The organism is Polaromonas sp. A23, from assembly GCF_002001015.1.
Taxonomy (GTDB): Bacteria; Pseudomonadota; Gammaproteobacteria; order Burkholderiales; family Burkholderiaceae_C; genus Polaromonas.
Map to the genome: position 1 here is coordinate 81395 of NZ_MUNO01000019.1, position 18346 is coordinate 99740.

15 protein-coding genes are annotated in these 18346 nt (G+C 59.6%); 3 read left to right on the top strand and 12 right to left on the bottom strand.

The window, feature by feature from the left end; all coding sequences use genetic code 11:
• Positions 1 to 34: 34 nt before the first annotated feature.
• The gene (locus tag B0B52_RS10800) at positions 35 to 1099 is read left to right on the top strand and encodes an ABC transporter ATP-binding protein (RefSeq protein ID WP_077593645.1); all 1065 of its coding nucleotides are present in this window, start codon (positions 35 to 37) and stop codon (positions 1097 to 1099) included.
• Between the two features lie 19 nt (positions 1100 to 1118).
• Here the strand turns inward: B0B52_RS10800 and B0B52_RS10805 are convergent, their stop codons facing one another.
• The 12 genes from B0B52_RS10805 to B0B52_RS10860 form a co-directional block, all read right to left on the bottom strand.
• The gene (locus B0B52_RS10805; protein WP_077593646.1) at positions 1119 to 1862 is read right to left on the bottom strand and encodes a 1-acyl-sn-glycerol-3-phosphate acyltransferase; all 744 of its coding nucleotides are present in this window, start codon (positions 1860 to 1862) and stop codon (positions 1119 to 1121) included.
• A gap of 5 nt (positions 1863 to 1867) precedes the next feature.
• A complete protein-coding gene (locus B0B52_RS10810; RefSeq protein WP_077593647.1) occupies positions 1868 to 3160 on the bottom strand; it encodes a dihydroorotase in 1293 nt (430 codons plus the stop codon).
• The gene (locus tag B0B52_RS10815; protein WP_077593648.1) at positions 3157 to 4119 is read right to left on the bottom strand and encodes an aspartate carbamoyltransferase catalytic subunit; all 963 of its coding nucleotides are present in this window, start codon (positions 4117 to 4119) and stop codon (positions 3157 to 3159) included. The genes B0B52_RS10810 and B0B52_RS10815 overlap by 4 nt, the downstream gene beginning before the upstream one ends.
• Before the next feature lie 55 nt (positions 4120 to 4174).
• Positions 4175 to 4687, bottom strand: a complete 513-nt coding sequence (gene pyrR / locus B0B52_RS10820) for a bifunctional pyr operon transcriptional regulator/uracil phosphoribosyltransferase PyrR (protein WP_077593649.1) — start codon at positions 4685 to 4687, stop codon at positions 4175 to 4177.
• Positions 4684 to 5076, bottom strand: coding sequence for a Holliday junction resolvase RuvX (gene ruvX, locus B0B52_RS10825; protein ID WP_077593667.1), 393 nt, complete (start codon positions 5074 to 5076; stop codon positions 4684 to 4686). Before ruvX ends, pyrR begins: the two co-directional genes overlap by 4 nt.
• Positions 5077 to 5096: 20 nt before the next feature.
• Entirely contained in the window at positions 5097 to 5684 is a 588-nt protein-coding gene (locus B0B52_RS10830) for a YqgE/AlgH family protein (RefSeq protein WP_077593650.1), read from the bottom strand.
• Positions 5685 to 5884: 200 nt separating this feature from the next.
• The gene (locus tag B0B52_RS10835) at positions 5885 to 12025 is read right to left on the bottom strand and encodes an Hpt domain-containing protein (RefSeq protein ID WP_077593651.1); all 6141 of its coding nucleotides are present in this window, start codon (positions 12023 to 12025) and stop codon (positions 5885 to 5887) included.
• Between the two features lie 63 nt (positions 12026 to 12088).
• Entirely contained in the window at positions 12089 to 14353 is a 2265-nt protein-coding gene (locus B0B52_RS10840) for a methyl-accepting chemotaxis protein (protein ID WP_077593652.1), read from the bottom strand.
• Between the two features lie 30 nt (positions 14354 to 14383).
• Positions 14384 to 14914, bottom strand: coding sequence for a chemotaxis protein CheW (locus B0B52_RS10845; RefSeq protein ID WP_077593653.1), 531 nt, complete (start codon positions 14912 to 14914; stop codon positions 14384 to 14386).
• Positions 14915 to 14936: 22 nt separating this feature from the next.
• A complete protein-coding gene (locus B0B52_RS10850; protein ID WP_077593654.1) occupies positions 14937 to 15302 on the bottom strand; it encodes a response regulator transcription factor in 366 nt (121 codons plus the stop codon).
• Positions 15302 to 15700: a PleD family two-component system response regulator gene (locus B0B52_RS10855; protein WP_077593655.1), complete on the bottom strand. Its 399-nt coding sequence runs from the start codon at positions 15698 to 15700 to the stop codon at positions 15302 to 15304. The genes B0B52_RS10850 and B0B52_RS10855 overlap by 1 nt, the downstream gene beginning before the upstream one ends.
• 76 nt (positions 15701 to 15776) lie before the next feature.
• Positions 15777 to 15938 (bottom strand): rubredoxin, encoded by a 162-nt coding sequence (locus tag B0B52_RS10860; protein WP_077593656.1) that lies wholly within the window; start codon positions 15936 to 15938, stop codon positions 15777 to 15779.
• Positions 15939 to 16033: 95 nt separating this feature from the next.
• Between B0B52_RS10860 and B0B52_RS10865 the strand changes: the two genes are divergently transcribed.
• Positions 16034 to 16993 carry a bifunctional hydroxymethylpyrimidine kinase/phosphomethylpyrimidine kinase gene (locus tag B0B52_RS10865; protein WP_077593657.1) on the top strand — a complete coding sequence of 320 codons (960 nt, stop codon included), beginning with the start codon at positions 16034 to 16036 and terminating at the stop codon, positions 16991 to 16993.
• Complete coding sequence (gene hemL, locus B0B52_RS10870; RefSeq protein WP_077593658.1) at positions 16977 to 18293, top strand: glutamate-1-semialdehyde 2,1-aminomutase; 1317 nt, start codon at positions 16977 to 16979, stop codon at positions 18291 to 18293. The genes B0B52_RS10865 and hemL overlap by 17 nt, the downstream gene beginning before the upstream one ends.
• The last annotated feature ends 53 nt before the right edge of the window (positions 18294 to 18346 follow it).

Sequence of the window (18346 nt, forward strand, 5' to 3'; positions counted from 1 at the left end):
CAAATGAGAATTGTAAGCATCTACAATCACGGGCATGTTCCTGGAACTTTCGCATCTGCTCGTGCATTACGCAGGACGCTCCACCCCCGCGGTCAAGGACGTATCGCTTGGGTTGCGGGCCGGGGAAATCGGCGTGCTGATTGGCCCCTCGGGGTGCGGAAAAACCACCTTGCTGCGCGCCGTCGCGGGACTGGAACGCGCACAGGCTGGAAGCATCTCGCTGGCCAATGAAGTCGTCAGCAGCGACAGGCAGCATGTGCCCGCAGAGCAGCGCCGCATCGGCATGGTATTTCAGGACTACGCCCTGTTTCCGCACCTGGACGTGGGCCACAACGTGGCTTTCGGCCTAAGCCATCTCAAGCCGGACGAACGCCGTGAGCGCGTTGGCGAGGTCCTCGACATGGTGGGCTTGGGAAAAGCCCAGAAACGCTACCCCCATGAGTTGTCCGGCGGGCAGCAGCAACGCGTGGCCCTGGCCCGTGCGCTGGCCCCGAAGCCGCGCCTGCTGCTGCTGGACGAGCCTTTTTCCAATTTGGATGTGGACCTGCGCGAACGCCTGGCCCACGAAGTACGCGGCATTTTGAAGCTCGCCGGTGCCACAGCGCTTTTTGTCACGCACGACCAGCTTGAGGCTTTTGCCATCGGCGACCGGATCGGCGTCATGCATGAAGGCCAGTTGCATCAGTGGGACGAGGCTTATGAGCTGTACCACCGGCCTGCGACGCGTTTTGTGGCCGACTTCATCGGTCACGGTGTATTTACCCACGCGCGAATCACGCAACAAGGCAACGACGTGGTCGTCCATACGGCGCTGGGCGACCTGAGCGATGTACTGGAATGCCCCTTGCCAAGCGCCTACCCCGACGGCGTGTGCGACGTATTGCTGCGTGCCGATGACATCGTTCATGACGATGCGGCTCCGGTCAAGGCGCAGATATTGCGCAAGGCGTTTCGTGGCTCGGAGTTTTTGTATACCTTGCAGCTAAAAAGCGGGGAAACCGTGATGGCACATGTCCCCTCGCATCACGATCATGCGCTTGGCGAGTGGATAGGCATTCGTGCCGAAGTGGATCACGTCGTCACTTTTCAGCGCGAATAGTCCGCATTCCCCGGGGAAGTCAGCGCCCTTCGCGGAGCAGGCGTTCGATTTCCGCGCGCAGATCGGCCGCCCAGGTACGCCGGTCACGTCCACGGCAATACTGGGGCTCACCAAAAACGACCTCCGCACGAAGGCGGCGAACGCACAGGGTTTCCCAGATCGACACGAAGATGGAGTCGTCGTCGATGTACCTTGGCGCAAAGCTGGTCAGGCCTGTATCAGCGTCCACGAAGCGCAGGGCAATCGGCTGCACCGGCGCTTCGGTCGAAATCGCAGCCTGTAGCAAATTGGCATGAAAGGGCTTGAGCGTGACGCCATCGGCTGTTGTGCCTTCCGGAAACACAGCCAGCACTTCCCCCAACTTCAAGCGCTCAGCCATGTGGTGCACCACACGATGGGCGTCGCGCCGGGATTCGCGCTCGATGTACAGGGTTCCCGCGCCACCGGCGAGCGTACCGACCAGGGGCCAGTGCTTGATATCGGCTTTGGAAACGAAACGGCAATACCGGGACGCATGCAGTACCACAATGTCCAGCCAGGACAGGTGATTTGCCACCAACAGCACCGGGCCACCGGCCGCGGGTGTGCCCCTGACAGCCAGCTCGATGCCCACCAGCTTCAGCATCGCCATGGCCCAGACCTGCACCCTGGCCTCCTTCGCGGGCTGTCCAAGCCGGGGAAACAGCGTCAGGATGGTCCATATGCCGCCTGCAATATGTGCCAGGGCACGCAACAGGCGGCCTGCCGCCCTCACCTGCCGCATCCCGCTCAAGCCTCAAACGCGACTTGCCCGCCAACCAGGGTCCAGCGCACGCGGGCTGGCAGCTGGTAGCCGGAAAACGGCGTGTGTTTGCCCTGGCTGCGCAAGGTATCCGGCTGGACTGTCCATTCGGACTTTGCGTCAAACACGCAAATATCCGCCACACCGCCCTTGACCAGCTGGCCGGCGCTGGCTTGCAAGGTGCCCAGCGCGCTTCCCAGAACCCGAGCAGGTTCGCTGGTTAGCACTGCCAGCGCGCGCGACAGGCCAACACCGCTGTCTTCGCCCCACTTGCAGGCCAGGCCCAGCAGCAATTCCAGCCCGGTCGCGCCCGGCTCGGCTTCGGCAAAAGGCAGGGTCTTGGCATCGGCTTCCACCGGCGTGTGGTCCGACACCAAAGCGTCGATGGTTCCGTCGGCCAGCGCCTGGGCCAGCGCGTCACGGTCGCGCTGCTGGCGCAGCGGCGGGTTCAGGCGCATCCGGCTGTCAAAGTAGCCAATGTCGGTATCGGTCAGATGCAGGCTGTTGATGCTGACGTCGGCTGTCACATGCAGACCGTCGGCTTTGGCCTTGGCCAGCAAGGCAACACCTGCCGCGCTGCTGATGCGGCAAATGTGCACACGTGCGCCGGTAGCACGCATCAGCTCAAACAGGGTGTGCAGCGCAATCGTCTCGGACGCTACCGGCACACCGCTCAGGCCCAGACGGGTGGCCAGTGCGCCGCTGGCCGCCACGCCGCCACCCAACCAGCTGTCCTGCGGGCGCAGCCAGACGGTGTAGCCAAAGCTGGCGGCATATTGCAGCGCGCGCAGCAGCACCTGGGTGTTTGCCAACGGTACCTCGGCCTGGCTGAAGCCGACACAGCCGGCCTCCGTCAGCTCGACCATCTCTGTCAAGGCTTCGCCCTGCAGCGCCCTTGTTAACGCACCGAGAGGAAATACACGCGACTGATGCAGCTTCTCGGCGCGAAACTTGAGCATTTCCACCAAGCCCGGTTCGTCGAGTACCGGATCAGTATCGGGCGGACAAACCAGGCTGGTGACACCGCCGGCCACCGCAGCCGCCAGTTCACTCTCCAGCATGCCCTCATGTTCGTAGCCAGGCTCGCGCAAGCGGGCCGACAAGTCGACGAAACCGGGAGCAACGATACAGCCTGTCGCATCAATCGTGCGATTGGGTGAAAAGTCAGGCACGGTATTTTTCAGCGACAGGATGCGGCCGGCGGCAATGGCCACGTCGCCTATTTCGTCGAGACCAGACGCCGGATCAATGACGCGGCCGTTTTTTATGAGGATTTTCATGCTTCGTTCCCGGCAACAATGCTCATCACCGCCATACGCACGGCGATGCCGAAAGTAACCTGCGGCAGGATCACGCTTTGTGCACCATCGACCACGGCGGAATCGATTTCAACGCCGCGGTTGATGGGCCCCGGATGCATGACGATGGCGTCGGGTTTGGCCAGTTGCAGCTTCTCGTTGGTCAGGCCAAAGCTCTTGAAAAACTCATGGCTGCTGGGCAGCAGCGCGCCCGACATGCGCTCGTTCTGCAGCCTGAGCATGATCACCACATCAGCGCCCTTGATACCCTCTTCGAGGGTGTGGCAGACGCGCACACCCATTTGGGCCATGTCTGCGGGCACCAGGGTCTTGGGACCGACCACCCTCACCTCGGGGCACCCCAGCGTGGTCAGTGCGTGGATGTCCGAGCGGGCCACGCGCGAGTGAAGCACATCACCCACAATGGCCACGGTGAGGTTGCTGAAGTCTTTCTTGTAGTGCCGGATGGTGTACATGTCCAGCAGGCCTTGCGTAGGGTGTGCATGGCGGCCATCGCCGGCATTGATCACATGCACATGCGGCGCAACGTGCTGGGCAATCAGGTAGGGCGCACCCGATTCGCTGTGGCGCACCACAAACAAATCGGCTGCCATCGCGCTCAGATTGGAGATGGTGTCGAGCAGCGACTCGCCCTTGGAGGCGGAAGACCGGGCAATGTCCAGGTTGATGACATCTGCCGACAGTCTCGTAGCGGCAATCTCGAAAGTTGTTCGCGTACGGGTGGAGTTTTCGAAAAAGAGGTTGAAAACACTTTTTCCGCGCAGCAGGGGGACTTTTTTGACCTCACGATCGCTGACGCTGACAAAACTCGCTGCGGTATCGAGAATGTGCGTCAACGTTGCCTTGGGCAAACCCTCAATGGACAACAGATGGATCAGTTCACCGTTTTTATTGAGCTGCGGACTTCGTCGGTACAACACGATCAGGCCTTTCGAAGAATGACAACAATGAAGGCGTGGCGGCAGGCTGGAGAGATCATGACGTCACGCCCTGCACCTGAAAGCTGAACTGGCCGTCGTCGCTGCGCGCCAACGCCAGGGACTTCGACGCGGGCAATGCAACCCGGGCAGCTGCAAAGTCGGCCTGGAGCGGCAGTTCGCGTCCGCCCCGGTCCACCAGCACAACCAGCTTCACACTGGCCGGCCGGCCATAGTCAAACAACTCGTTGAGAACGGCGCGAATGGTACGGCCGGTGTAGAGCACGTCGTCAAGCACGATCAGGTGGGCGCCGTTGACATCAAAAGGCAAGACGGTATGCCCGCTGGCCGACAGGCCGCGCTGGGCGAAATCATCCCGATGCATGGCTGAGGACAAACTGCCGGTTTCGTCAGCAAGGCCCAGGTCTTTGCGCAGGCGCTCGGCCAGCCAGACCCCGCCGGAAGCCACCCCTACCAGCCGGGGCGGGTGGTCATAGGTCGTCAAAAGCTGCTGCATGCCGCGCAGGACTTCGCGGTAGAGCGCCTCGGCGTCCAGGGTCAGGCTGGTCATGGAAAACTCCTTAAAAACTGCTCGAGGATTATGCAGGCAGATGCCGCATCAGCGTCTACAGCCCCTTGCGACAAGGCCTCGGTGGTGGAGTAGCGTTCATCGACTTCAAACACCTGAAGGCCAAAGCGGCCGCGCAACTGCCGGGCAAATTTGCGCGCGCGGGCGGTATTTTCGTGGCTGGCGCCATCGGGGTGGAAAGGAATGCCCACCACCAGCGCATCGGGCTGCCACTCGCGGATTTTCAGTGCGATGGCTGTAAACCGAGCATCGCCTTCGGCCGCAATGCTGCCCTGCGGGGTGGCAGTGCGCGTCAAGCGATTACCGGTAGCAACGCCGGTGCGTTTGAGGCCAAAATCGAAAGCGAGAAATGTCTGAAACCCGGCGGCCATGGCTGGCAGGGTGATTTCGCTCACGCGTGCCCTGCTTCAGGCGACAGCATCCAGCTCTGCAAGCCCAGCAGCAACAGGGCCTTGTCATAACGCTGCTCGACCGGGGTGTCGAAAATGAGAGCAAGATCCGCTTCAACGGTGAGCCAGCTGTTTTCGGAAATTTCAGACTCCAGCTGCCCCTCTCCCCATGCTGAATAACCGAGAGAGACGAAAACCTTGCGCGGGCCTGCGCCGGTAGACAGGGCTTCCAGCACATCCTTGGAGGTGGTCATCTCCAGCCCACCGGGAATGGTCATGGTGGAGGCGTAGACCGACTCACTGCCTTCAAGCATGCATTCGTGAAGGACAAAACCCCGCTCGGTCTGAACCGGCCCTCCCTGAAACACCGGCGAGTTGGTCAGGTCGTTGCGCCGCAGTGGTAGTTCCACCTTGTCGAACAGGCCTTGAAGGTTGATGTCACTGGGCTTGTTGATCACCAGCCCCAGGGCCCCGCGATCACTGTGTTCACACATATAGACCACGCTTCTGGCAAAAGCCTCATCGTCCAGCCCGGGCATGGCAATCAGGAAGTGGTGGGTCAGGTTGATCGGTGCGAAATCCAGGGCCATGCGGCAATTTTACGCGCTGGCGGCATATGGAGGAAGGAAAAAGCATCCGGGAGAAAACCATCCCCTTCCCCCGTGCAGCACAACGAAGCGCGGGCGCCGACCCTGCGGAGCTACGCACCAGTCAAACGGACCTGCGTATGATTTGCTCTTTTTTTTATAGCTGTTCACGCCCATAAGATAAGGGCTGGAGGCACTTTTACCTATGAAACAGCGGCCTCAATGCTGCAATAGTGCTTGATCAGGCTGAGCAGCTCGTCTTCGGCGTAAGGCTTGCCGAGGTAGTGGTCAACGCCGAGTTCCTTGGCATGCTCGCGGTGTTTCTCCGCGATTCGCGAGGTGATCATGATAATGGGCAAGTCACTCAGGCGCACGTCACCTCGGATATTGCGTGCCAGGTCGAATCCGTCCATACGCGGCATTTCAATATCGGACAGGACCAGCGTGGGGCGCTCCTCCTGAAGCCGCTCGAGTGCTTGCAAGCCGTCAGCTGCCATGGAAACGCGGTAACCTTCCCGCTGCAACAGTCGCTGTGTCACGCGCCGCACGGTAATCGAATCATCGACCACCAGAATCAGCGGAATCTGTGGCGCCGCAGGCGCCGCCGAAGAAACGACAGACAAACCCTTGCCGTCGGAAGCATCCGACGCCGATTGCTCCAGCATGTGCGGTTCAGCGCTGTCAGAACTCAAGGCGCGTGCCTGTTGGCCGTAAACGGCAGCAAGCGCAACCGGGTTGTAGATCAGCACCACAGCACCCGAAGCCAGCACAGACATCCCCGCCAGGCCCGGCAAGCGAGAAAGCTGCGGCCCGAGATTTTTAACCACCACCTCCTGGTTGCCAAGCACTTCATCCACGTGCAGCACAAGGCGCTGCGCGGCACTTCGGAAAACGACTACGGGGGCGGTCTTGCCCTGGGGCTCGCTACTCAGCCGCGAAGACTGCAGCAAAGCGCCCGACCAGAAAAATGGCACAGCTTCACCGGCCACATCGATCACCCCGGAGTTGTAGGCCTGCTGCAGGTCCTTAGCCGAAATGCGACGCACGTTCTCCACCACATTGGCAGGCACACCGATGGAAGAGCTGCCGGCGCGCAACATCACCACCTGCGTCACCGCAGTGGTCAACGGCAGAACCAGTTTGAAGTTCGTTCCCTTGCCGGCAACGGTACTTGTCTCGATGCGGCCACCGAGTGAATTCACCTCTGAACGAACCACATCCATTCCGATGCCCCGCCCGGCCAATTCAGTGACCTGGGAAGCCGTGGTGAAACCGGGCATGAAGATCATGTTGGCGGCTTCGTCGTCGCTAACTTGCTGGCCTGCCGCCAGCAAACCTGAAGCGATCGCTTTTTCGCGGATCCGGTTCAGGTTGAGGCCAGCGCCGTCATCCCGGAATTCAACGGACACGTCGTTACCCGACTGTTGCACGCTCACAGTAATCAGGCCGCTGGGCTCTTTGCCCGCGTTCGTGCGAGTCTGGACGTCCTCAATGCCATGGGCGACGCAATTGCGCAGGAGATGCTCGAAAGACGGCGTCATGCGGTCCAGCATGCCGCGGTCCATCTCGATCGTACCGCCCTGCAAATCCAGACGCACCTGTTTGCCGCTGTCTTTCGAGGCCTGGCGCACCACGCGGTAGAGGCGTTCGGAGATGCCTTCAAACTCCACCATACGGGTACGCAGCAGATCGCGCTGCAGTTCCCGCGTCTGCCGCGCCTGCGCAATCAAATCGTCCTCGGTCGCCTCAACGGTTCGCTGCAAGGTTCGCTGCACGGTTGCAACGTCGTTGACCGACTCGGCCATCATTCGGGTCAGTTCCTGCACACGCGTGAACCGGTCGAATTCGAGTGGGTCAAACCCGAGTTGCGCTTCCTTGGCCTGTTGCAATCGCGATTGCATCTGGGTTTCTGAATGCAATTCAACGTCCCGAAGCTGTGAACGCAGGCGGTTCAAGTTGCCACCCAGGTCATTGAGTGAACCCCGAAGCTGGTTCAGCTCAGCCTCCAGCCGCGACCGGGTGATCATGACCTCCCCGGCCTGGTTCACCATGCGATCGAGCAATTGCGAACGTACACGGATTGAACCGGACGCGGCAGGACGCAAAGGCTGCAGGGCCGTGGCTTGCGCCAGGGAGATGACTTTGCGCGCAGCCGGCTCAGCAGTCAGCGCACCTTGCTGTACCGCTGCGGTGTCGTTCGATTTCTCTGAAACCGCTTCAGCTGGCGCGGCCGGGGCCGGCGATGAGAGGGGTGCCAGCACCTCGGGCGCATCACCCGGATGCCGCAAAGCCTCAAAATTAGCCTGCATCGCGTCAAAAGTGGTCAGCAGCGCATCAAAATCCTGCGAGGCTGCGGCGTCGGAACCCATGTGTTCGATATCGGATTCGATCCTGTGAGCCATTTCCCCCAATCGCATCGCCCCTGCCAGCCTTGCGCTGCCTTTCAGGGTATGCAGGGCCCGCAACACCTCATTGCGCGCGCCGTGATTGTCGGGACGGGCCGACCATTGCCGAAGAGCACCGCCCAGTTGCGGCATCAATTCAGCGCCCTCCTCTTCAAAAATAGGAAATAGATCCGGATCGATTACGTCGACCGCGTCAAACTCGTCGTCCACGTCTTCGCTGAAGGCTGCCGAGGCAAGCGGTGCAGGAACCGCAGCTGCAACCGGAACGACCGGCGCCGCCACGGCGGACGAACTGGCAACCGGAGTCACTGTCACCGGAGGTGGATCCACCACCACCGAGGCTGTGACGGAAAAAACACGCTTCTGTATCGGGGCAGCCGCACTTGTATTTGTGACCGAGGCACTGACTGGCCGCGAAACACCTTCGGTTGTAACGGAAGCAGCAGGGGCAGGCACTGGACTAATCGCCTCGGCAGGCTCCTCATTCTCTACAGATGGCGAAAAATCAATTTCACGCAGAGCCTGCAAGATACCCGGGTCGGGTTGCTTGAGGAAACCAGCTGCGAACTGATGCAGAAGGCGCCGAACATCTTCGGCTGCATCCACAAAAAGCTTGTTGTGCTTGCCGGCACCCGGTCCATGCTGGGTTCTCGACTGCTGCAGTGCATTTTCAAGTGCGCGCGCCATTTCAGACAATGCCTGAAATCCAACCGTAGCCGAGCTGCCGGCCAGCGAATGAGTCAACGCCAAGGTGGAGTCACCGATGGGCCGATCGCGTTCCATGGTCCACTCCGTCACTTCAGTGACCAAGCGGCGCGACCATTCATCCGCTTCGTTCAAGTACACGTTGTAGAGCGGAATACCAATACGCAGGGAGCCGATCACCTTGATCTGCTCATCTCCAGCCAATTCTGCAGACGCAGACTCTTCTTCACCTGTATCTTTGAAGGACATATCCTCCAGCACAGACACAGGCTTGGCGGCCTGCTGAGGTTCAGGAGCTGAAAAATCAAAAACTTCTTCATCAAGTGCTGCCGGCGACTCAGGTGGCGCCTGAGTGGCGAGGTCCGCACTAACAGGCTCATTCAGAAAATGGGCATCAAAATCAACATCCGACAATTCCACCGCGTCAACCTGCGCCTCAGGGGCAAGATCAGGAAGGTCCAACTCAAACTCAACACCTGACGGAGCTTTGGCTTGGGCCACCCCAGGCGTCCCGACATCGGGCCCCGACAAAGCTGCCAGGCTATCGAAGTCAATGCCCTGGATGTCGGCCGCAGGCTGTTCCAACGGCGCGGGAGCAGACTCTGCAGCCACTACGACAGGTTCGGCATCGAACATGAAGTCCAGCGCTGGCTCCGCAGAGTCCGTCACGTTCTGCTGCGCCATGGAGTCCGGTGTGTCTACCGTGGCGAGCTGCTGCACCTCCATAAGAGGCGCCGCAGGTTGCTGGAGAGGACTGAAACGTCCCTCTACACGCATTGCATCGGCACTGGTACGAAACGCCGAAGAGGTCCATGAGGTCGGCCGATCGGCGGCAATATCCTCGATCCAGGCCGAAAATCCGGTCATCGCCTGGACACACACCGTTCGAAACTCATCGTTCGAAGGTTTCTGTTCAGCCAGCCAGCCATTGAGCATTTGCTCCAAGGACCACGCTGCTTCACCAAACTCATTGAGCCCGACCATCCGCGAACTGCCCTTGAGCGTGTGGAAGGCGCGCCGCAATATGGTGAGCTCTCCAATATCTCCTGGCTCAACAGCCAGCGCATCGAGTGCTGCCTGGGCATGGCCCGCAACTTCACGTGCCTCCTCCAGAAAAATATCGCGCAGATCATCTTCTTCAAAATCATCACCGCCCGCGGCCGTTGCAGCATTCAATGCTTCAGTCGCAGGCACAGGCGCTGGAGCGGCAGCCACCGCTACCAAATCAGTGAGTGAATCAGCGCTCGACTGCGGACTCTGGCTGGTCACAGCCAAAGCTGCATCGCGCGCCGTTTGCGCCAGAACAGGCTGATCCGCCAAGGCCGCATTTGTAGCCAAAACATCAAGCTTGACGCTGAGGCTCTCCGCGGAATCGCCCGCCTGGGCATCTTGCACAACAGACAACACCTCCTGGGACAACTCACTGTTGACCGTCACTGCCGCCACAGCGTCCTGCGCCGTATGAATGCGCCCCATCAGGGGTTTAAGTTCCCCCTTGACATCGTCATAAACGAAAAGTTTTTTAGCCAGCGTGGGCTGGTAGTTCAGCATGTCGATCAGGAAACTGAGGGCGCCCAGATTGTTTCCGAGTTGATCGAAGGTTCCTGCAGATCGAACGAGCTGTTCGTCGACTTCGGTTACCAGCATTTGCTCCACACTCTCGCGCATGCGCAAAACAGCATGAGAGGCCTGGTCTAAACCCAGCACCGACAACACGCCGCGCATCTGCGACAGCTGGCCCGGCACAGCCGCAAGTGCGGTTTTTTCCTGGGGATTTCGGAAAAACACATCCAGTGACTTCTCAAGTTCACTCAGCGAAATTCGCAGTTCACCCACCACGCTACCCATCGTCTGCTTGTCGCTGACACGCCGGTACAACTCCTCCATCCAGGATTCAAGGGGTTGCGGTGCTGCGCCGTTTCGGGCGCTGTCAAGCCGCTGGGCCAGCCTGGCGGTCCGCGTCGCCAACTGAGGATCATTGGGATCCAGATCATCAAAGGCGGCCTCAAGGTAAAGCACGGCGGTAGCCACCTCAAGCGCGAGTTCGATCGGAGGTGCCTGACCTGAACGAACCGTGCCCTCAATCACCTGCGACAGTGCCATGGCCAAGGCCTCGCTTGGCGGGTGCAACTTGACCAGAGAATCCGTTACCAGGCTGAACTGATCAGCCACGGTTTTGAACTTGCTCATGTCACCGGCCGTCAGCGAGGACCACGTCTCCTTGGCCGAGACAATTCGCTTGCGGGCCTGGGCCAGCAATGCGGGGTCAAAGCGGCCGAATTGAACCGCTTCATAGTTAACAGGCTTGAAACGAGCCAGGCCATAGGCGGCACGAACCGCTGACAGGACCGGGGTGTCGCTGGCGCGTGCGGCTACTGCCTGCGAACAGAAAAAAAGTAAATCCTGCGCCAACCGGTCGGACGCATTGGCACCCCCCTTGGCAAAAGAGGTGTATTGCAGCAATACGCGCGAAGCGGCCCGCTTGACATAAAGATCCACATTGAGCAAGCCGTGAGCCAAGGCTTCAAAGTAAGCAGCAGCGATTTTCCAGAATGCCCTCGGTTCGCCTGCAGGTTCGGCCTGCGCAAACCCGAGGCACATCTCCATGAACGTCTTCGCCGCCTGGGGATCACCAGTGCGCATGATTTTCAATGCCAGCTGATCAAGCAGTTGTCTGGCCGCGTCGCCGTAGGGGGCGGCATCAACCGTCACGTTCAGCGCGGGGTCCATCCAGCGCCATTCATACACCCAGAGGTCTGCCGGATGAATTCGGTCGGCACCAACCAGGCCTTGGACGTCGCGATACTGGGGAAACAAAGACACGGCAGAAACCGGTTTGTCTGCCAGCACGCCTTCAAGGTATTCAGTCAGTGCGAAACTGGCCTGCTCGACCTTCGCCGCAGCTTCCTGGTTGCATTGTTCGGGACGCTGGACAAACCGCTGCACAGCCGCCTCCATGGATCGCAGCACCAATGCCGGCGCACCCAGACCCACCATTTCCAGGGCGCCGACCGCCTGATGCAACTGCTGGCGTGCGATCCGAAGCTGGCTGGCGTCCAAGGCAGCAAGATCAGACCCGCGCGCCAACTCAGCGTCGCGCACAAACCGCTTCAATGCTTTGGCAGAACCATCCAGGGACTTCCGAAGTTCATCAAGCACCCAAGCAAGAGGCCCCAGGTCATTGACGGCCAGATCCAGTTCAATAGGCGACGAATTCGGAGCGTTCGATTGCATAAATGGCGAGCCGGTTCAGAAATCGGAGATCACAAACGGAGACGGAGAAAATTCATGCATGCATCAGGCAATTTTGAATCGAGAGACGGACTGCCTGAGTTCTTCGGCCATCCGGGACAAATCACGCACCTGCAAGGCAGTAGAGCGCGTACCCTCTCCGGTTTGTTCAGTCACCGCAAAAATGTGCTGGATATTGCCAGCCACCACGTTGGCCGACTCGGCCTCCCGGGAGGCTGAAGCGGAAATCTGCTCAATCAGGTCAGCAAGCCGGCGTGACACCAAGTCAATCTCGGACAGTGCGGTACCGGCGCTGTCTGACAGCTTGGCCCCTTCCACCACACCCTGCGTAGAGCGCTCCATAGCGGCTACCGCATCCTGGGTATCGGTCTGAATCGCCTTCACCAGTGCGGAAATCTGGCGCGTCGCATCTGCGGAACGTTCAGCCAGACGCTGCACCTCCTCGGCAACCACAGAGAAGCCCCGTCCCGCTTCACCGGCGGACGCCGCTTGGATGGCTGCGTTAAGTGCCAGCACGTTGGTTTGTTCGGTAATGTCGGAAATCAGCTCGGTGATCTCGCCAATCTCCTGAGAGGATTCGCCCAGTCGTTTGATCCGTTTGGAGGTTTCCTGAATCTGGTCGCGGATGGAGTTCATACCGCCGATGGCGTTTTGCACGGCCTGCAGGCCAGACTCGGCGGCTGTCAGTGATTGACGCGCCACCTGGGAAGACTCCTGAGCCTGGCTGGACACCTGGTTGATTCGGGTCGCCATGTCGAGCACGGACTGGCCGGTTTCACGAATCTCGCGCAGCTGTTCAGTAGAGGCCGCCAGCAGTTCCGTCGACGTACTTTCCACCTGTGCAGTAGTTTGCGCCACCCGGGTTACCGTGTTCTGTACGTTACCCACAAGCTGTCGCAACTCTTCCACCGTGTAATTCACCGAGTCAGCGATAGCGCCGGTAATATCCTCGGTCACCGTGGCTTCTTGCGTCAAATCACCTTCAGCCACTGTCTGCAACTCATTCATCAAACGCAAAATGGCTGCCTGATTAGCATCATTAACGCGTTTGGCGTCTTGCTCCTGTCCCTTGGCTTCAAGTCGCTGGCTTTCAGCAACACCTTGGCGCTGCCGGCTGTCCAGAACCTGCAAACGCGCCAAACCAGCAGCGCATAGCAAGGCAAAAGCAGCGGCAACAGCCAACGTTGTCAGAGAGCCTACGCTCAGACCCGTCTGCGATGACAACTTGCCCTGGATGTCTTCCAGGCCTCGGCGCAAAGCTTCGCTGTCAGAAATAATCGATGCCTGCGCCTCGCGCGCCGACACCAGACCCTGCAAGTTACCCAAAATAGCACCAGCTTGAACGCGGGTCTGCTCATACAACGCCATCAGAGCCTCAAGCCGTTCCCGTGTCTGCGGGTCCTTGGAGCCGGCCAGACGCAGTTCCGGGCTGCCCTCCTGCAAGCCTTGGGCAATTTCCTTGAACGAGTTCAAGTCTTTACCCAGCAAGAACACGGCTTCAGGACTCACGCCTTCCATCGTCAGGAATTCGTTGGCTGACTTACCAATACGCTGCGTCAACATCACCAGCTGGCCGGCGGCCGAAATTTCTGCCGGGGCAGCATTCTGCTGGAGTTTGAGCGAAGAGACGGTTTCGGCAATTTCAAGCAGGTCGGATGACTGCCGATTGATGGTACGAAGCGCGTTGCCCACCTGCGTCAAAATCGCCTGCTGGCCCATCACGGTGGACGCATTTTTTTCGGCGCGCTCCATCAGCGGCGTTACCGTCTCAACATCAGGCTGCAGCTCGGCTGTAACCGGCTCAAGGCGCAACGATTCATCGCCAGCCTTCAACCCGCGAACGGTTTTGGCCAGAACGTCCGAGCTTTCACGCACGTCCGGAAAAGCCTGGGCACTACCCACCAGGGCTTGGGACACAGACTTGGCAAGCCGCTGGGACTGCATCAGTGATTGCCCGGTAGCCGCCACCTGTTGGGCCACCCTGTCAGCTTGGTTCAGCGCAACAAAGGTCACCGAACCCAGCACAATCACCGCGAAAGCCAGCAAGATCACCAGAATCCGCTGATGCTCACCCATCGGCCGCCGACCCAGCACCGGCAAGGCCAGGCGTTCGACCTGATCCGGCGGCTCTTCGGATTGGCTTTCGGGCCCCGCGCCATCGTCCAGACGCGCAATCGAACTGCCCGAAGCATCCATGGCGCCTGTAGCCAAGGGGTCAACCGACATGTCCAGCGAAACGCCATCCATACTGTCCTCGGGAGGTGCAGGCTTTGTTCTGAACAGCTTCTGAATATTTTCAACAACAGACATGGTGAGCCTTCCGGGAGAAACGTAATAGCGCTAGGCGCTGATGGTCAAAAAATGGGCTTGCTGAGCCAGCAACTGCAGGTTGATTTCCTGCCACTGGGCGCCGTTTGCATCGACATAGCTGTGGCCAAAAAATTCCGGCGAATCGGGAGCTTTCTCGGCAAAGTCCGTGAACGCTTCCGGATTGCGCAACCCCGCCAGCTTGTCGATCTGCAATGCGCAATTGATTTCAAGCGCACTATTGAGGGCGACCAGCCGTGATTCGGTGCGCGCCAGTTCGCTGCGCGGCGGCGGCGTTTTTCCGGACACAAAACTGGCCAGATCCACAACCCCGTAAAGGCCACCACGCAAATTGGCAACCCCCGCGAACCAGGCCTGCGTATAGGGCACGTTCTGCGCACTGACCCACGGAAAAATTTCCCCAGACTGGTTCAGAGGGAACAGGTATTTGGTGCCTCCAGCCTCCACAGCAAGCCAGGAAGCCGAAGCAGCCTGAGTTTTGGCCGCTTTCAACCTGTCGGCCAGGCGGCTTTGGAGTTCTCTGAGTGCTTGTCGGTTGGCCATGCTTTATTGAGATGGGTGCGGGTCAGCCCAGCGCCTTGATTTTTGCCATCAGGTCGTCAGCATCCACCGGCTTGGTGATGTAGTCCTTGGCGCCCTGACGCATCCCCCAGACACGGTCGGTTTCCTGATTTTTGCTGGTACACATGATGATGGGCACATCCGCGTACAAAGGGTCGCGGGTAATGGCGCGCGTGAGCTGAAAGCCATTTTGACCGGGCATCACCACGTCCATCAGAATGAGGTCCGGTTTTTCCTCAGCCAGTCGACGAAAGGCGTCTTCTGCATTCTCAGCGGTTTTTACTGCGAAGCCATTTTTCGTCAGCAGATCGGTCATGAACATCAACTCGGTTTTAGAGTCATCCACGATCAGAATTTTTTTAATTGCCATTACGCTACTCCTTGTTTTGCGCTGCCCAGTTCCTGAACGGTATGCAGTAACTGGTCTTTGGTGAACGGTTTGGTCAGGTAGTCTTGCGAGCCGACCATCCTGCCCCTTGCTTTGTCGAAAACACCGTCTTTGGAAGACAGCATCACTATGGGTACATTCGCGAATTTGGTGTTGCGCTTGATGATGGCGCAAGTCTGATAGCCATCGAGGCGAGGCATCAGGATGTCGCAGAAAATCAGGTCAGGCATGTAGTCGTTGACCTTGGAAAGCGCGTCAAAACCATCTTCTGCCAGGAGAACCTCATGCCCCCCCTGCTTCAGGAATATCTCCGCACTACGCCTGATGGTGTTACTGTCGTCGATGACCAAAACCTTGAGCCCGGAACTAGTATTACTCACTGACTGTGCTCCTTATGACGCGTGCCGACATGGTATGCAGGATACGCGCCTGTTTTAGACAACTGACCTGGCCATTTCAGATCTGGACCATTTCAAAGTCCTCCTTGCGTGCACCGCACTCCGGACAGGTCCAGTTCATCGGCACCTGGGCCCAGGACGTTCCCGCCGCAATGCCGTGTTCTGGTGCGCCAGTCGCCTCGTCATAAATCCACCCACAAATTAAACACATCCAGGTCATTGTTTGAGTCACAGCTTAAGTTGCCTTCGAATAGAATGCAACAATTGTATCGAGGCGGCGTTGCTTATTCGCTTACGAGGCAAAATTCCAGCCCTATGGCAAACCCCAACCCAACTCCTCTGGATATCCCGCAGCTGGAAACAGAGGAAAGCGACACCTCCCCGGCCTGCGTCATGACCTTCAACGCCAATGACCCCAGCGGCGCTGGCGGGTTGACGGCCGACATTAGCGCGATTGCCTCTGCGGGAGCCCACGCGCTGGCAGTCGTCACTGGCGCCTATGTGCGCGACACAGCCGAAATTTTCGACCATATTGCCTTCGACGAAGATGCCGTCACCGAACAGGCCCGCACGACGCTGGAAGACATGCCGGTTGCCGCGATCAAGGTAGGCTTTGTGGGCAGCCCGGAAACCATCAGTGCCATCGCGGAAATTGCATCGGATTATGCCGACGTACCGCTGATCGCCTACATGCCCAATCTGTCCTGGTGGGAAGAAGAAGCCATCGACAGCTACCTCGATGCGTTCCGGGAGCTGATGCTGCCCCAAACTACCGTGCTGGTGGGTAACCACAGCAGCCTGTGGCGTTGGCTGCTTCCGGACTGGAGCGGCGACAAAAGTCCCTCGGCACGCGATATCGCCAAGGCAGCTTCGGAGTTCGGCGTGCCGTATACGCTGGTCACAGGCATCCCGTTGCCCGATCAATTCATTGACAACGTGCTGGCCACACCGCAGGCCATTCTCTATAGCGAAAAATTCGAACGTTTCGAGGCGGTGTTTGCGGGCGCCGGAGATACCCTGACTGCCGCCCTGTCGGCCTTGCTGGCCAACGGCCACAACCTGCAAGCCGCCACAGCGGAAGCGCTCACCTATCTCGACCGCAGCCTGGACGCCGGGTTTCGTCCCGGCATGGGCAACATCGTGCCGGACCGCTTATTTTGGGCGCAAGCAGAAGATGATGGAACGGAAACGGCCGGCGACGGCGACAGTGATCCGGACGAACCCCTGCTGCCCCTTCCTCCCTTTGACCTCCCCACCAATGGCACCAAACACTAGCTCCGCCCCGTCCCGCAATACTGCCCTTTTCGAACGTGCAAAAAAACTGATTCCCGGGGGCGTCAATTCGCCGGTACGCGCCTTCAAGGCAGTCGGCGGCACACCGCGTTTTGTGCAGCGCGCTCAGGGCGCCTACTTCTGGGACGCCGATGGCAAGCGTTACATCGACTACATCGGCTCGTGGGGCCCGATGATTCTGGGCCACGGCCATCCTGCGGTGGTTGATGCCGTTCAAAAAGCCGTGCTCGAAGGCTTTTCCTATGGCGCCCCCACTGAGCGTGAAGTGGAGCTGGCCGAAGAAATCGTGAAGCTGGTCCCTTCCATCGAAATGCTGCGCCTGGTCAGCTCGGGAACCGAAGCCGGCATGAGCGCCATCCGCCTGGCGCGCGGCGCCACCGGCCGCAGCAAGATCATCAAGTTCGAAGGCTGTTACCACGGTCATGCCGACGCCTTGCTGGTCAAAGCCGGCTCAGGCCTGGCGACGTTTGGCAACCCCACCAGCGCCGGCGTGCCGCCCGAGGTCGTGCAGCACACGCTGGTGCTCGAGTACAACCACATTGCCCAGCTTGAAGAAGCTTTTGCCGTCCATGGCAGCAGCACCGCCTGCCTGATCATTGAGCCGATTGCCGGCAACATGAATTTTGTGCGGGCCAGTGTCCCTTTCATGACGCGTTGCCGCGAGCTGTGCACGCAGTACGGCGTGTTGCTGGTCTTCGACGAAGTCATGACGGGTTTCCGCGTGGCATTGGGCGGTGCGCAAAGCGTCTACGCGAAAAGCATTCCCGGCTTCAAACCGGACATGACCGTCATGGGCAAGGTCATAGGCGGCGGCATGCCGCTGGCGGCTTTCGGCGGCACCCGCGCCGTCATGGAGCAGCTCGCACCCTTGGGCCCGGTCTACCAGGCCGGCACACTGTCGGGCAACCCGGTCGCCACGGCTTGCGGTCTGGCCACCCTGCGCGAACTGCAGAAACCCGGTTTTTACGAAGCCCTCGGCGAACGTACCCGCAGCCTGGTCAGTGGCCTGACGCAGGCGGCTACCCGGGCCGGTGTCAGCTTTTGCGGTGACAGTGAAGGCGGCATGTTCGGCTTTTTCCTGCTCGAGCCGCTACCGCAGAATTACGCCACGGTGATGACAACGGACGGCCCGACCTTCAACCGCTTTTTCCATGCGATGCTGGACAAGGGTGTGTACTACGCGCCGGCCTTGTATGAGGCCGGCTTTGTCAGCTCGGCGCATACGGCGGCTGACATCGCTGAGACCGTCGAAGCTGCTGCTCAATTTTTTGCTGGGCGGTGAAAGTCGGGGAACTCCCCCTCGGCGTCACGCTGCGCCTTCGGTTTGTTCTGGAC